This is a genomic window from Klebsiella indica, from assembly GCF_005860775.1.
Lineage (GTDB): Bacteria > Pseudomonadota > Gammaproteobacteria > Enterobacterales > Enterobacteriaceae > Klebsiella > Klebsiella indica.
Map to the genome: position 1 here is coordinate 18,935 of NZ_VCHQ01000010.1, position 15,285 is coordinate 34,219.

General features: G+C 55.8%; 16 protein-coding genes. 5 read left to right on the forward strand and 11 right to left on the reverse strand.

All coding sequences use genetic code 11. The features are described from left to right. Positions 1–9: 9 nt before the first annotated feature. Positions 10–726 (forward strand): response regulator transcription factor, encoded by a 717-nt coding sequence (locus FE839_RS08610; protein WP_138360421.1) that lies wholly within the window; start codon positions 10–12, stop codon positions 724–726. Further along, positions 723–2,195: a sensor histidine kinase gene (locus FE839_RS08615; RefSeq protein WP_138360422.1), complete on the forward strand. Its 1,473-nt coding sequence runs from the start codon at positions 723–725 to the stop codon at positions 2,193–2,195. Before FE839_RS08610 ends, FE839_RS08615 begins: the two co-directional genes overlap by 4 nt. Positions 2,196–2,263: 68 nt before the next feature. On the opposite strand, the gene artJ is transcribed toward FE839_RS08615, so the two are convergent. The 6 genes from artJ to FE839_RS08645 form a co-directional block, all read right to left on the reverse strand. Beyond that, positions 2,264–2,995, reverse strand: coding sequence for an arginine ABC transporter substrate-binding protein ArtJ (artJ, locus tag FE839_RS08620; protein WP_138360423.1), 732 nt, complete (start codon positions 2,993–2,995; stop codon positions 2,264–2,266). Between the two features lie 191 nt (positions 2,996–3,186). Further along, positions 3,187–3,855 (reverse strand): arginine ABC transporter permease ArtM, encoded by a 669-nt coding sequence (gene artM / locus FE839_RS08625; protein ID WP_138360424.1) that lies wholly within the window; start codon positions 3,853–3,855, stop codon positions 3,187–3,189. Next, positions 3,855–4,571: an arginine ABC transporter permease ArtQ gene (gene artQ / locus FE839_RS08630; RefSeq protein WP_138360425.1), complete on the reverse strand. Its 717-nt coding sequence runs from the start codon at positions 4,569–4,571 to the stop codon at positions 3,855–3,857. Before artQ ends, artM begins: the two co-directional genes overlap by 1 nt. Before the next feature lie 6 nt (positions 4,572–4,577). Further along, positions 4,578–5,309, reverse strand: coding sequence for an arginine ABC transporter substrate-binding protein ArtI (gene artI, locus FE839_RS08635; RefSeq protein ID WP_138360426.1), 732 nt, complete (start codon positions 5,307–5,309; stop codon positions 4,578–4,580). Between the two features lie 19 nt (positions 5,310–5,328). Continuing rightward, on the reverse strand, positions 5,329–6,057 hold the full coding sequence (artP, locus tag FE839_RS08640; protein WP_138360427.1) for an arginine ABC transporter ATP-binding protein ArtP: 729 nt from the start codon (positions 6,055–6,057) through the stop codon (positions 5,329–5,331). 204 nt (positions 6,058–6,261) lie between these two features. Next, positions 6,262–6,777 (reverse strand): lipoprotein, encoded by a 516-nt coding sequence (locus FE839_RS08645; protein ID WP_138360428.1) that lies wholly within the window; start codon positions 6,775–6,777, stop codon positions 6,262–6,264. Positions 6,778–6,894: 117 nt separating this feature from the next. Between FE839_RS08645 and FE839_RS08650 the strand changes: the two genes are divergently transcribed. Further along, on the forward strand, positions 6,895–7,218 hold the full coding sequence (locus tag FE839_RS08650; protein ID WP_138360429.1) for a heavy metal-binding domain-containing protein: 324 nt from the start codon (positions 6,895–6,897) through the stop codon (positions 7,216–7,218). Then, a complete protein-coding gene (locus FE839_RS08655; RefSeq protein WP_138360430.1) occupies positions 7,215–8,045 on the forward strand; it encodes an N-acetylmuramoyl-L-alanine amidase in 831 nt (276 codons plus the stop codon). The genes FE839_RS08650 and FE839_RS08655 overlap by 4 nt, the downstream gene beginning before the upstream one ends. Here FE839_RS08655 and FE839_RS08660 read toward each other — a convergent pair. The 4 genes from FE839_RS08660 to poxB all read right to left on the reverse strand — a co-directional run bounded on the left by FE839_RS08660 (position 8,042) and on the right by poxB (position 13,354). Continuing rightward, on the reverse strand, positions 8,042–9,055 hold the full coding sequence (locus FE839_RS08660; RefSeq protein WP_138360531.1) for an NAD-dependent epimerase/dehydratase family protein: 1,014 nt from the start codon (positions 9,053–9,055) through the stop codon (positions 8,042–8,044). The genes FE839_RS08655 and FE839_RS08660 overlap by 4 nt on opposite strands. Before the next feature lie 96 nt (positions 9,056–9,151). Further along, positions 9,152–10,585: a DUF2867 domain-containing protein gene (locus tag FE839_RS08665; RefSeq protein ID WP_138360431.1), complete on the reverse strand. Its 1,434-nt coding sequence runs from the start codon at positions 10,583–10,585 to the stop codon at positions 9,152–9,154. A gap of 9 nt (positions 10,586–10,594) precedes the next feature. Further along, positions 10,595–11,596 carry a low-specificity L-threonine aldolase gene (gene ltaE / locus FE839_RS08670; protein ID WP_138360432.1) on the reverse strand — a complete coding sequence of 334 codons (1,002 nt, stop codon included), beginning with the start codon at positions 11,594–11,596 and terminating at the stop codon, positions 10,595–10,597. A 39-nt stretch (positions 11,597–11,635) separates the two neighbouring features. Further along, positions 11,636–13,354 (reverse strand): ubiquinone-dependent pyruvate dehydrogenase, encoded by a 1,719-nt coding sequence (gene poxB / locus FE839_RS08675; RefSeq protein ID WP_138360433.1) that lies wholly within the window; start codon positions 13,352–13,354, stop codon positions 11,636–11,638. 150 nt (positions 13,355–13,504) lie between these two features. On the opposite strand from poxB, the gene FE839_RS08680 reads away from it, so the two are divergent. Further along, positions 13,505–13,939: a DoxX family protein gene (locus tag FE839_RS08680; protein WP_138360434.1), complete on the forward strand. Its 435-nt coding sequence runs from the start codon at positions 13,505–13,507 to the stop codon at positions 13,937–13,939. A 368-nt stretch (positions 13,940–14,307) separates the two neighbouring features. Here the strand turns inward: FE839_RS08680 and hcr are convergent, their stop codons facing one another. After that, positions 14,308–15,276, reverse strand: a complete 969-nt coding sequence (gene hcr, locus FE839_RS08685) for an NADH oxidoreductase (protein WP_138360435.1) — start codon at positions 15,274–15,276, stop codon at positions 14,308–14,310. Positions 15,277–15,285: the final 9 nt, after the last annotated feature.

The following is a 15,285-nucleotide window of genomic DNA, read 5'->3' on the forward strand; positions in this document are numbered from 1 at the left end:
GCAGTGCCGGTGGCAAAGAGAATTCTGTTGGTTGAAGATGATGACGATATCGCCGCGTTGTTGCGCCTGAATCTGCAGGATGAGGGATATCAGATTATCCATGAGGCGGACGGGGCGCAGGCGCTACGGCAACTGGAAAAAGCGAACTGGGATGCGGTGATCCTCGACCTGATGCTGCCTAATGTTGACGGTCTGGAAATCTGTCGGCGTATTCGTCAGCAAACCCGTTATTTGCCGGTGATTATTATCAGCGCCCGCGCCAGCGAAACCCAGCGAGTGCAGGGCCTGGAGATGGGGGCCGATGATTACCTCGCCAAACCGTTTTCCATTCTTGAACTGACCGCCAGGGTCAAAGCGGTGTTTCGGCGCCAGCAGGCGATGAGCCAGAATTTACTGATGGATGCCGGGCGTATTACCAGCCATGGTTTAAGTATTGATCCTTTATCTCGCGAAGTGACGCTGCGCGGCGAGACGGTGGATCTGACACCGCGTGAGTTCGATCTTTTGTACTACTTTGCCCGTCACCCAGGGGAAGTTTTTTCCCGCCTGGCGCTGCTTGATCAGGTATGGGGCTATCAGCACGACGGCTATGAGCATACGGTCAATACCCATATTAACCGTCTGCGCGGAAAAATTGAGCGCGACCCGGCGGAGCCGGACATCATTCTGACCGTCTGGGGTAAAGGCTATAAATTTGCCGTGGAGCGGAAAGAGGCGCAGCCATGATCCGCCGCCTCAGCCTTAGCCAGCGTCTGGCGCTGGTTTTCACCTTACTACTCCTGTTATGTGCGATAGCCGTTTGTCTGATCCAACTCTACAGTAGCGCGCAATATGGCAATGCGATGGTCCAGCGTCTTTCCGCCGGGCTGGCAGCGCAAATCGCCGCCCGCGAACCGCTGCTGGATCCCCGGGGACAGGTTGACCGCCAGAAGCTGAAGCCGCTTTTTGACCGGCTGATGACCTTTAATCCCAGCGTGGAGTTGTACGTAATCTCCCCCGACGGGAAACTGCTGGCCGATGCCGCGCCGCCGGGCCATATAAAGCGCCAGCGCGTTAACCTGGCGCCGGTACACACTTTCCTCTCAGGCGGCGGATGGCCGATCTATGGCGACGATCCGCGCAGCGCAGATCGGCAAAAAGTGTTTAGCGTAGCGCCGCTGCGGCTGGACGGCCAGTTGCGCGGTTATCTGTATATTATTTTGCAGGGGGAAACCTTCAACGAACTGGCGGCCAGCGCCTGGCAGAAAACGCTGTCGAGCCTGCTACTGTGGACCCTGCTACTGGTGACGGGGCTTGGCCTGCTGGCGGGCTGGCTTGCCTGGTATTGGGTTACCCGCCCGGTACGCCAGCTCACCGCGCTGGTGGCGACGGAGCAGCAGGATAGTATTGATGCAATTAAGGCGCTGGCGGCGCAAACGCCGGAAGCGAAACCGGGTAATGAAGTGGCTGTACTGCATAAACGGTTTATCGTGCTGGCCCGTCAGATTGCCGGGCAATGGGATCGCCTGGCGGATAGCGATCGTCAGCGTCGTGAATTTATCGCTAATATCTCCCACGATTTACGCACGCCGCTTACTTCGTTGCTGGGATATCTGGAAACGTTAACGCTTAAAGCCGACAGGCTGACGGCGGAAGAGAACAAACAGTATCTGAATATCGCGCTGCGTCAGGGAAACAAAGTGCGCCATCTTTCGCAGCAGTTGTTTGAACTGGCCCGTCTGGAGCATGGCGCGATCAAGCCGCAGCCGGAGACATTTTCCTTGGCTGAACTGGTACAGGATGTGGCGCAAAAATTCGATCTGCCGATCGCCACGCGCAAAATCGGTTTACAGCTGGATCTGGCGGTGGGTTTACCGCAGATAACCGCAGATTTATCGATGATTGAACGGGTGCTGACCAATTTGCTCGATAACGCCATTCGTCATACCCCGGAAGGCGGGCTTATTCGCCTGACGGCGCGTCAGTCAGGGCGGTCGCTGATTGTTGAAGTCGCGGACAGCGGGCCGGGAATTGCTGATGAACAACGGGCAACCCTGTTTGAACGGCCTTCGGTACTTGCGTCCGGTGCGCAAAGCGCATCAAGAGGGGGACTGGGGCTGCTGATTGTGCGGCGGATGCTGCAACTGCACGGCGGCGATATTCGCCTGATCGCAGCGCCGGCAGGGGCCTGTTTCCAGTTTACCCTGCCGCTGTAAGGTTTCTGATGTACGGCGCGGCACCGCCCGGCAGCCCGGACAGACGCATCGCGCCGCCTGTGGCGTGATTACTCCGGGAACCACTGTTTGCTGATTTTCTCATAGGTGCCGTCGGCTTTAATTGCCTTCAGCGCGGCATTCAGTTTTTCCAGCAGCGCTTTATTATCCGGGCGCACCGCAATGCCGAGGCCGGTGCCGAAGTATTGCGGATCGGTCACTTTCGGCGTCGCCGCGCCCAACTGCGGGTTGGTTTTCAGCCACTCGTTAACCACGGCGGTGTCGCCAAATACCCCATCAATACGGCCATTTTTCAGGTCAAGAAACGCATTCTGGTAACTGTCGTAAGCCACGGTTTTCACTTCCGGATGTTTATCCTGCAGATATTTCTGGTGCGTGGTACCGTTTTCCATACCAATACGTTTACCTTTCAGATCGTCGAAAGAGTGGAAAGCATCTTTTTTCGAAATGACCAGCGCGGAGTTGGCGTAGTACGGGGCGGTAAATGCAACCTGCTTGCTACGCTCCGGCGTAATGTCCATGCCGGAAATAACGGCATCATATTTCTTGAATTTGAGCGCCGGGATCAGACTGTCGAACGCATGGTTAGTAAAAGTACATTCCGCCTGCATCTGTTTGCACAGGGCGTTCGCCAGATCGATATCGAAGCCGACGATCTGATTACTGGCATCCAGCGATTCAAACGGTGGGTAAGTCGCCGAAACGCCAAAGCTGATTTTTTCTGCGGCAGCGGCGCCAAAGGCGCAAGAGGTAAGCAGTGCGGCCAGAACTAACTTTTTCATCGTGGTGGAACTCCCGTCGGTCAATCTTATGATGTTGTGCCGTGTCTGCGGCTGGGTTTAACAATGCCACTAAATGAATTTATATTCAATAAATATGGATAATTATTTTTTCATAAATAAAAAAGACGGACAGGCTGTTGGCCGTATCCGTCTGGTGTTTGCTAATTATGCACTTTTAGTACAAGAAAAGACTAGTTCCGTCGCTCAAAAGCCAGCGCTTTATGTTCCACCAGGCGCATCAGCAGCGTCAGCAGACCATTAACGATGAGATAGACAATCCCGGCGGCGCCGAACACCATCACATCATAGGTACGTCCATAAAGCAGTTGGCTGTGTCCCATCACTTCCATCAGCGTAATGGTGTAGGCCAGAGAAGTACTCTTGAACACCAGCACCACTTCGTTGGAGTAGGAGGAGAGGGCGCGCTTAAAGGCATACGGCAGCAGAATCGCCAGCGTATCCTTTTTGCTCATCCCCAGCGCGCCGCAGGATTGCCACTGGCCTTCCGGAATGGCGCGAATGGCGCCATAAAACAGCTGCGTGGTGTAAGCGGCGCTGTTTAAGGAGAGGGCGATTAGCGCGCACAGCCAGGGCTCGGAAATCAGATGCCAGAGGAATGGATACGCCTGTAGCGACGGGAACTGGCCAGGGCCGTAGTAAATCAGGAAGATCTGCACCAGCAGCGGTGTACCGGTAAACAGCGTAATATAGCCGCGCACAAACCACACCAGCCCCGGCGTTTTAAGGGTCAGAATGATGGTCAGGATCAGCGATAAAATCAGCGCCACAACGATCGAGGCCGCGGTCAGCGTCAGGCTGGTGTGCAGCCCTTTCAGCAGTTCGGGTAAATAATCAAGCATCAGCCAGGTCTCCGTTCGAAGCGTGTCGCACGCTGGTCAATACGTTTGAGAATGTACTGACTCACCAGGGTGATGACCAGATAGATTGCCGCTGCGATGATGTACCAGTTAAACGGCTCCTGGGTACGGGTGGCGATACTTTTGGTTTGCAGCATCAGGTCGTTGACGCTGATCAGGCTTACCAGCGCGGTATCCTTCAGCAGCACCAGCCACTGGTTGCCGAGACCCGGCAGCGCGTGGCGCCACATTTGCGGCATCACCAGGCGGAAGAAAATAGCGGATTTCGATAACCCCAGCGCCTGGCCGGATTCCCATTGCCCCTGTGGGACTGCCTTTAGCGCCCCGCGCAGGGTTTGCGATGCGTAAGCGGCATACAGCAGAGAGAGGGCTACGGCTCCGCAGAGGAACGGGCTGACGTCGAAGTTTTCAATTTGCACCTGTACGGGGATCTGCGCAAAGCCGAGGTGAATAGTAAAGCCGTCAGACAGGGTTAACAGGAGCTGAGAGGAACCGAAATAGATAAACAGAACCACCAGAATTTCCGGTAGCCCACGTAAAAGGGTGACAATGCCGGTTGCGAGCCAGGCGACCGGGCGCAGCTTCACCGACTCGAGAACGGCAAACAGCATCGCCAGCACCAGGCCGAGGATCAGCGCGCAAACGGCAAGGCCGACGGTCATCCCGGCGGCGCTTGCTAAGGGAAAAAATTCGTTCATTCAGCGTTACTTCTGGAACCATTTATTGTAGATAGACTGATAAGTCCCATCGCTTTTTACTTTTTCCAGCGCAGCGTTAAATTTCTGCTGCAGTTCGGTATTGCCCTGGCGCACTGCGATACCGAGGCCAGTACCGAAGTAGTCTTTATCGGTGACTTTATCGCCCACCGCCGCCAGCTTCGGATTGCTCTTCAGCCATTCGGTGACCACGGCGGTATCGCCGAACACCGCGTCAATACGACCATTCTGCAGATCCAGCTTCGCATTCTGGTAGCTGTCATAAGGAACGGTGGTGATTTCCGGGTGCTTGTCGTTGATAAATTTCTGGTGGGTGGTGCCGTTCTGCACGCCGACTTTTTTGCCTTTCAGCGCATCAATGCTGGTGAATTTACCCTGCTGAGCGACGAACAGCGCGGAGTTATCATAGTACGGCGTCGTGAACAGCACCTGCTTTTCACGCTCCGGGGTGATATCCATCCCGGCCATGACCGCATCGAAACGGCGGAACTTCAGGCTTGGGATCAGGCTATCGAAAGCCTGGTTGGTAAAGGTGCAGGTGGCATCAATCTCTTTACACAGGGCGTTCGCCAGATCGACGTCAAAACCAACGATTTTGTTACTGGCGTCGATCGATTCAAACGGCGGGTAGGAGGCCTCGGTCGCGAAGCGAATAGTTTGGGCAGCGGTAGCGGAGAGGCTCATGCCCGCAAGAAGAGCGGCAATCAGTACTTTTTTCATCGTCATTTCCCCGAAAACATCAATGTGACAGATAGTTTTTAAACGCGTCGGTTTGCGGATGCGTGAAGCAACGGGCATCCCCTTGTTCAACGATATGACCATTTTCCATATACACCACGCGGCTCGCTGTTTTACGCGCCACTTCCACTTCGTGGGTGACAATGACCTGCGTAATGCCGGTTTCAGCCAGTTCGCGGATAATACTGACGATCTGAGCGGTGATTTCTGGATCAAGCGCCGCCGTGGGTTCATCAAACAGCAACACCTGTGGTTCCATCATCAGCGCGCGGGCAATGGCGACGCGCTGCTGCTGACCGCCGGAAAGATGCAGCGGGTAACGATCGCTGTAGGGTTTCAGGCGCAAACGTTCAAGTAGCTTTTCAGCGCGCGCCAGAGCCTGATCTTTACTTAACCCGAGCACACGGCAGGGGGCTTCAATCAGGTTTTGCTGCACGGTCAGGTGCGGCCACAGATTGTACTGCTGGAAAACCATCCCCACGTTCTGGCGCAGTTCGCGAATGGCTTTATCAGAAGGCGTTCTGGTAAAGTCGAAATGATTTCCGGCAATATGTAACGTGCCGGAACGCGGCATCTCCAGCAGGTTGAGTACGCGCAGCAACGAGCTTTTACCGGCACCGCTGGGGCCGAGCAGCACCAGCGTTTCCCCCTGCGGGCAATCCAGCGTGATGTCGAACAGCGCCTGGTGTGCGCCGTAGAAGCAATTAATGCCGTTTAGTTTAATACTCATCTGGGCAGTCTGATACTAATAGCAATTGAGGCCGCAAATAGTACCTTTGGCAGAATAGTTATGCAATATTTATGCGTTAAAAGTTAAATGTAAACCACGATTAGCGTTAAAGTTAGCACAAAATATGGGTTCGTAAAGGCGGGGGGCGTAAATGTCGGTATTAGCAGAGGAAATACCGACATTTTACCGGGTTATACGCCTTGATTAGCGATTTTCGAGACTCTGACGCAGAGTGCCTGCCGGCGCATGGGCGTTATTGCTGAGGTAACGTACGTCATCGACGGCCCAGCACTGGCCTTCCTGAATCATCAGTACCTCGTCTTTCCAGCTTTGCGTCCCCTGTTTTAGCGTAACGCGCAGCGGAATGTTGCGTGCATCGCGGTTTGGAATTGTCGAAGCGCTGGCGACTTCGGCGCTGTCGGCCGGCGTGGCGTTGCTGGAGAACAGATTAGACTGCAACAAGGCGTGGTTTGACGGGGAGTGACGCGCGTCGCTCAGCAGTTTCGCCAGACCATCGCTCAGGTACGGACGCAGCGCCGTCAAATCACTGTTGTGATGTTGTATCTGGTAATTGTAAAACTTCTGCGCCACGTCATCCGGGCCGCCCTCAATACAAGGGCCGCTGCGGGTGCCGTTGTCTTTGTAGGCCGGTGTCACGGTGGTACAGGCGCTGAGCGCCAGCGCGCAGGGGAGGACAAATGCAAGAACGTTGTAGCGCATGATGATTTCCTTATAAGCTCGCTGCGTTAGAATATCTTTTAAAGCATAGTGTATCAGATAGGGATTGTGCTTGATCCGCAAAGCTAACGCATTGAACGTTAAAGGAGGAGTTTCACCATGCAATTTTCAACCACACCGACTCTGGAAGGCCAGCCGATCATTAAATACTGCGGCGTCGTTACCGGGGAAGCGATTCTCGGGGCTAACGTTTTTCGCGATTTTTTCGCCAGTATTCGCGATATTGTCGGCGGTCGTTCCGGCGCCTATGAAAAAGAGCTGCGTAAAGCCCGTGAAATCGCCTTTGAAGAGCTCAGCGAACAGGCGAAAGCGCTGGGCGCCGACGCGGTTGTCGGGATTGATATTGATTATGAAACCGTCGGCAAGGACAGCAGCATGTTGATGGTGAGCGTCAGCGGCACAGCGGTGAAGACCCGGCGATGAAAATTTGCCGGGCGGGCGTCTTGTTGGCGCTACTGCTGGCGGGCTGCGCCACGGAAAACGGCATTATCGATCGCGATGGTTATCAGCTGGATACGCGCCATCCGGCGCAGGCGGCGTATCCGCGCATCAAAGTGCTGGTTATTCACTATACCGCCGATGATTTTGACGTTTCGCTGGCGACGCTGACCGACAATCAGGTGAGCGCCCACTACCTGATCCCGGAGAAACCGCCACGGTATCATGGCAAACCGCGGATCTGGCAACTGGTGCCGGAAGCGGATCTGGCCTGGCATGCGGGGATCAGTTACTGGCGCGGAAGTACGCACATTAACGATACGTCAATTGGTATTGAACTGGAGAACCGCGGCTGGCAAAAAACGGCGGGCGTGAAGCGCTTCACGCCGTTTAATCCGGCGCAGATTGATGCCCTGATCCCGCTGGCGAAAGATATTATCGCCCGCTACCACATTGCGCCGCAGAACGTCGTCGCGCACGCGGATATTGCCCCGCAGCGCAAAGACGATCCGGGGCCGCGCTTTCCGTGGCGCAGGCTGGCGGAGCAGGGGATTGGCGCGTGGCCGGATGCGGAGCGGGTCGCGTTTTATCAGCAAGGGCGTCCCTCATACCAGCCGGTAGATACCGCGGAGCTGCTGGACGTGCTGTCTCGCTATGGCTATCAGGTCACACCGGAGATGACCCCGGAACAGCAGAAGCGGGTGATTATGGCTTTCCAGATGCACTTCCGCCCCGCGCGCTGGGACGGCGTTGCCGATGCCCAAACGCTGGCGATTGCCGAGGCGCTGCTGGAGAAGTACGGGCGAGGTTAGCGGTGTAGCTTGCCGTGGTCTTTCAGCCATGCGGCAGTGCGAATAATGCCCTCATCCAGCGAAATCACCGGCTGGTAGCCCAGTTCCTGCTGAGCGCGGGTGGTATCGAGGGTAAAATCAAAATTCAGCTTAGAAACGCCGTAGTGGGTAAAGGCGGGCTCTTTGGCTGACTTGTTGCCAAAGTGCTCCATGCTGCGGGCGATGATATCCAGCATCGGGTAAGGCACAGAGCGAATACGGCACTTAATCCCCAGCTCATCGATAAGTTTCTGCACAATGCAGCGCAGGGTTTGCGCTTCGCCATTGCTGATATTGTAAGCGCGGGCAGAGGGCAGATTGTCGCACTGCGGCTGGCTGGCGAGCCACATCGCGTGCACCGCATTTTCATAGCAGGTCATATCCACCAGCGCGCTACCGCCGCGCGGCAGCAGGACGCTACCGTAGTGCTGCATCATCTGCGCCAGGCGCGGAATAAAGACTTTATCATGAGGGCCAAACAGGCTTTGCGGGCGTAAAATTGTAAAACGGGTGTTCGGATTGGCCTGCGCCAGCAGGTTGATCACTTCTTCGCTCGCCGCTTTACTGCGGGCAAACTCATTGGCGAAACGTTGCGGGCGAAAATCTTCCTGAATAGCGCGATGGTGGTGGTAATCAAAATAGAGCGACGGCGAAGAGATGTGCACGAAGTTGCGTACTCCCCAGGCGACGGCCCATTCACCGAGGCGGCGGGTGGCGCGGACGTTGGCTAAATCGAAAGCCTGCTGGGTGCCCCACGGGGAGGTGAAACTGGAACAATGCCAGAGCGTGTCGATACCGGCGAGCATCACTTTGGCCTGCGAGGAGACCAGTTCGGTCAAGTCGGCGGGGACGAACTCGGCCCCCATTTTGCTCAGAAGCTTGCCCATTGCTTCATTGCGCCCGGTCGCTCTGACGCTAATGCCCTTGTTACGCAGATATTCCACTGCATTGCGGCCTAATCCGCTGGTCGCACCGGTAACCAGTACCTTCATATCGATCCACTGTTTCACAAAAGAATTTCGTGCGCATTTTTCCGTGATTCTGACTGTGATGCAATGAGAATAAGGAAAGAATTCTGTTGGTATACTCTAATTGCTGGTGATTTGCTCAGCCCGCCGGATGATACGTCGCGCCATGCCGCGAAAAATAAACAGATGGGCCGGGATCATCAGCAACCAATAAAGCAGGCCCGGCATACCGTGCGGGTGCCACCAGGCGCGAACGTCCAGTTCGCGACGATCGCCTTTATCGCTCAGAGTAAAACTCAGGCGACCAAGGCCGGGTGCCTTCATGCCGAACAGTAAGGTGAGCTGTTTCTCCGGCTCGACGATAATAACCTTCCAGCTGTCCACAGTGTCGCCGGTTTGCAGGTAATCCCGCGGTGGGCGGCCCTTTGCCAGCCGGTGGCCAACCAGCAGATCCATCGCCCCGCGAGTCTTCCACAGGATATTAGCGAAGAAGTACCCCGCTTTACCGCCGATTTGATTGACGACTTTCCACAGCGCGGCGAGGCTGGCGTGAGTGCTCACGGTACAACCGGCCTGTTTCGCATAGTAGCCATACTCGGGCCGCCAGCGGGCAAAGGCCTGGGCGTCGTAGCCCCAGTCGCCGGAGTTCACCAGTTGCTCTTCTTCCTTTAGCGTGCGGCGCACCGCTTCATCGAACGCGATCAACGGTTGAGGGATCAGGGCCCGCAGGGCGCGATCGTCGGCGATAAGATCGTGCTTTAGTCCCTGGATCAGCGCTTTGGCGGTTGTTGGCGGTACCGAGGTAATGACGTTGAGAAACCAGACCGAAATCCAGCTTGTGGGAAAAGGGATGGGGATCAGCGGGCGGCGTTTGCCGCTGACCGCCATAAAGCGGATAAACTGCTGCTGATAGCTTAAAACCTCCGGCCCGGCGGCTTCGAAAACGCGGTGTTCGCTGGCGGAGTGATTAAGTAACTGCAGCAGATAGTAGAGTAAGTTTTCCAGCGCAATCGGCGTGGTGCGCGAGCGCACCCAGCGCGGCGGCGTCAGCACCGGCAGGTTGTAAACCATATCGCGCATCACTTCGAAAGCGGCGGAACCCGCGCCGACGATAATGCCGGCGCGAATTTCCGTTACCGGTACGCCGGATTCGCGCAGCAGGTCGCCGGTGATCTGGCGGGCCCGCAGATGGTCGGATTGTTCTCGCTCCGCGACCTGCAATGAGCTCAAAAAAATGACTTCGCGGACCGGAACTTTACGCAATGCATCGCGCATATTGAGGGCGACCTGTCGCTCATGACGGACAAAGTCGCCGCTTTCGCTCATTCCGTGTATCAGGTAGTAAACGGTATCAGCCTGAGCCAGCAGTTCGGGCAGCCCGTCCGGCTGGTTTAAATCAAGTTGATAGCACTCAACGCCGGGGAGACGCTGTTTTTTCAGCCTGTCGATATGGCGTGCCGCCGCCAGCACCGGAAAGCCTTGCTCGCTGAGTCGATTCACCAGATGCTGGCCAATATAACCGCTGGCGCCGAGTACCAGGATGCGTTGCAACACGCCGACTCCTTAACGCGTTAAAAACGCCTGCCAGTGATCAACCACTTCGGCAAGCTGCTGACGGGTAACGTCAATATGCGTCACCAGGCGCACAACGGGCGAGGCGTTGATCAGCACGTCACGTTCGCGTAAGTATTCGCCCAGCGCGGCGGCATCGTCTTCGCCGACGCGGACAAACAGCATATTGGTGTCATGGCGAGTCACGTCAGCGCCAATGGCGCGCAGTTGCTCTGCCATCCACGCCGCATTCTGGTGATCCTCTTTTAAGCGCGCGACGTTGTTTTGTAACGCATACAGGCCCGCCGCCGCCAGAATCCCGGCCTGGCGCATCCCGCCGCCGACCATCTTCCGCCAGCGGATAGCGCGGTGAATGTACGCCTGACTCCCCACCAGTAGCGACCCCACCGGCGTACCGAGGCCTTTTGAGAGGCAAATCGTAAATGAATCACAATATTGCGCGATGTCGCGCAGCTCGCAGCCATATTCCACGACGGCGTTAAAAATACGCGCGCCGTCAACGTGTAGCGCCAGACCGCGCTCGCGGGTAAATTCCCATGCCTGTTTTAAATATTCACGCGGCAGCACTTTGCCGTTATGGGTGTTTTCCAGACTGAGTAAGCGAGTGCGGGCAAAATGGATATCATCCGCCTTGATCTTCGCGGCAACCTTATCCAGCGGCAACGTGCCGTCAGCGGCGGCATCAATGGGCTGCGGCTGGATACTGCCAAGTACCGCCGCGCCGCCAGCTTCGTAGAGATAGTTATGGGCGCCCTGGCCGACAATATACTCTTCGCCGCGCTGACAGTGGCTGAGCAGGGCGACCAGATTGGCCTGGGTGCCCGTTGGCAGGAAGAGCGCGGCTTCTTTGCCCGCCCGTTCAGCGGCATAGCGCTGGAGTGCGTTAACGGTAGGGTCGTCGCCATAAACATCATCCCCGACCGGAGCGGCCATCATTGCTTCTAACATGGCGCGGCCCGGACGGGTGACGGTATCACTGCGTAAATCTATCACGGCATTTCCTTGAGTTGCTTCAGGGGGATACCGTCTGTTTTACCTTAGCCAGTTGGTTTTCGCCAGTTCGATTACTTCGTCACCGCGGCCGCTGATAATGGCGCGTAACATATACAGGCTGAAACCTTTCGCTTGTTCCAGTTTGATCTGCGGCGGGATCGCCAGTTCTTCTTTCGCGACCACCACATCGACCAGGACCGGACCTTCGCTGCTGAAGGCGGTTTGCAGCGCGTCATCAACATCCGCTGCGCGCTCTACCCGAATGCCTTTGATGCCGCAGGCTTCGGCGATGCGGGCAAAGTTGGTGTCATGCAGCTCGGTGCCGTCGGTGAGATAACCCCCGGCTTTCATCTCCATTGCCACGAAACCGAGAATACTGTTATTGAAGATAATAATCTTCACCGGTAGCTTCATCTGCGCCAGCGAAAGAAAATCCCCCATCAGCATGCTAAAGCCGCCGTCGCCGCAGAGGGCAACCACCTGTCTGTCCGGGGCGGTGGCTTTCGCGCCGATGGCCTGCGGCATGGCGTTAGCCATTGAACCGTGGTTGAACGACCCCAGCAGGCGACGTTTACCGTTCATTTGCAGATAACGTGCGGCCCAGACGGTCGGCGTACCGACGTCGCAGGTAAAAATGGCGTCATCGTCGGCAAAGCGGCTAATTTGCTGCGCCAGATACTGCGGATGGATGGTTTTATCGCTGGGTTTCGCTAAATCATCCAGTCCTTTACGCGCGTCGCGATAGTGCTCCAGCGCCTTATCAAGGAATTTACGATCGGTTTTTGCTTCCAGCATCGGCAATAACGCGGCGAGGGTGGATTTAATATCGCCGACCAGCGCCATATCGACTTTACTGTGCGCGCCAATGCTGGCTGGATTGATATCAATCTGAATGATTTTGGCGTCAGTCGGGTAGAAGGCGCGATAGGGGAACTGAGTGCCGAGCAGAATCAGGGTATCGGCATTCATCATGGTATGGAAGCCTGAAGAGAAGCCGATCAATCCCGTCATGCCCACATCGTAAGGGTTGTCGTACTCCACATGCTCTTTGCCGCGCAGCGCATGAACAATGGGCGCTTTAATTTTGGCGGCGAATGCCACCAGCTCGTTATGCGCGCCCGCACAGCCGCTGCCGCACATCAGGGCGATATTGCTGGCGTAGCGTAAGATCTGTGCCAGTTTTTTCAGCTCTTCCTCAGCCGGAGTTACAACCGGCTGCGGGGCATGATACCAGTGGCTACTGGCGCTTTCCGGCGCCGGTTTCAGCGCGACGTCGCCTGGTAGCACGACAACCGATACGCCACGGTTGATGACCGCTTTACGCATGGCGATCGCCAGTACCTGCGGGATCTGCTCCGGGGTGGATACCAGTTCGCAATAGTGGCTGCATTCGCGAAACAGCTCTTGTGGGTGGGTCTCCTGAAAATAGCCGCTGCCGATTTCGCTGGAAGGGATATGGGCAGCAATGGCCAGAACCGGGACGTGATTACGGTGACAGTCGAACAGACCGTTAATCAAATGCAGGTTACCCGGCCCGCATGAGCCCGCACATACCGCCAGTTCACCGGTGAGTTGTGCTTCAGCGCCAGCGGCGAAGGCGGCGACCTCTTCATGGCGTGTGGCCATCCAGTCAATCGTCCCCATCCGGTTCAGGCTGTCGCTCAGGCCGTTCAGGGAGTCGCCCGTCACGCCCCAGATACGTTTCACGCCAGCCTGTTCAAGTGTTTTTGCAATGTAAGCGGCAACGGTCTGTTTCATGGTTTTCCATCTCCTTTTTGTGATAACGCTTACAAGCTTAGATGAAACTGGCTGTTACGTTTGCGTATCTCTCATTTTCAACTGGTTTTATTCTTCGGAAATTCCGCATAATCTGTCTTCTCACAGAGCGGTAAACAGGAATCATTTCAGATGGTTAAATTATTGTTAAATAGCGTTAATAGAATATTGTCTCATGACGACTTCGGCAAACTCTTATTACGACTTGCCGTCGGCGGGCTGATGCTGTTTCACGGGTTGCATAAGCTATTTGATGGTGTTGGCGGTATCAGCAATATGCTGGTGGCAAAAGGATTGCCGGGATTTATCGCTTATGGCGTGCTGGTGGGAGAGGTGGTTGCGCCTTGTCTGTTGATTCTGGGGATCCTCACTCGTCCGGCAGCGCTGGTGATAGCTTTTACTATGGTTGTGGCCTGGCTGATGGTCGGCGCAGGTAAAACCTTTGCGCTGGATGCGGTAGGTGCCTGGGCGATTGAGAGCCTGGTCTATTTCTTTGTCGGTGCGCTGGCGATCGCTTTTATGGGGGCCGGGAAATATTCGTTAGCGGGTAATTCACCCTGGCGATAGGTCGGATGTCGTTTTTTTATCACCCAGTCTGCTCACCCTGGTTGGGTCCTGTACGCCAGGGTGTTTGCTTATCCGTTCTTTAACCCTTTTTAAAGTGTGATTTTAAGTTATTGATTTTTATGCCATAAATTATTTGGGTTGCAGGAAGGCGGCGACGCAGTGAATCCCCGGGAGCGTACTCCAGTACGTGACTGGGGTGAACAAGGAAAGCCAACGCACATGCAACTTGAAGTATGACGGGTATAAATACGCTTTGAATAGGACGGGCATATTGGGTTGTCATTCACCGCCGACGGGGTTGCGCAGAAGCAGAAATGCCACCCGGCAAACCGCCGGGTGGCATGGATAACATCGGTAATGCTGAATAATCAGGCCAGAACTAAATCGCCCTGCGGATGGCAGGAGCAGGCCAGCACATAACCGTCGGCGATTTCCGCATCGGTCAGCGTCATGGTGCTGCTGACCGTATATTCACCGGAAACCACTTTGGTTTTGCAGCAGCCGCACACGCCAGCACGACATGCCACAGTCACCGGAACTTTATTGCTTTCCAGCGCGTCCAGCAGCGTGGTGCCGACAGGCGCGTAAAACTCCTGCGCCGGTTGCAGTTTGGTGAACTTCAGGCCCCCGGTTGCCGCTTCGGCAACTGGCGTAAAGAACTTCTCTTTAAAGAAGCGCGTTACGCCGAGCGCTTTCACTTCCTGCTCAACCATGTCCATATACGGCGCCGGGCCGCAGGTCATGACGGTGCGCGATGCCAGGTCCGGCACGTTTTTCAGTAATTCAGTGGTCAGGCGACCCGCCACGAAACCGTGGGTCGCATTGTTCTCCGCCACCAGCGTGACCGGGTACTGACGCCATTCCTCAGCGAAAATCACATCCTGCGGCGAACGCACGTTGAAGATCACCTGCACATCTGCCTGCGGGCGGTATTTTGCCAGCCAGCGACGCATCGACATAATTGGCGTGACGCCGCAACCGGCCGCCAGCATCAGGAACTTGTCTTCGGCTTTGTCTTCACAGATAAAGTCGCCCATCGCATCGGACAGCCAGATAGAGTCGCCGCGTTTCACTTCGCGGGTTAACCACTGTGAACCTGCGCCTTCATCAATACGACGGATCGTCAGCGTAATGTACTCGCTGACGCCCGGCGTGGACGAAAGGGTGTAGGCCCGCAGCGTATCCGCAGCGTTGCGAACGCTGACCAGCGCATACTGACCGGCACGGTACGGATAGTGATCGTGGCACAGTAATGAGAGAGTCCACACATCCGGGGTTTCCTGATGGATGTGATGTACCTGCATTCGCCACGGACACTGAGTGGTTGGCATCGTCATTCTAAAACT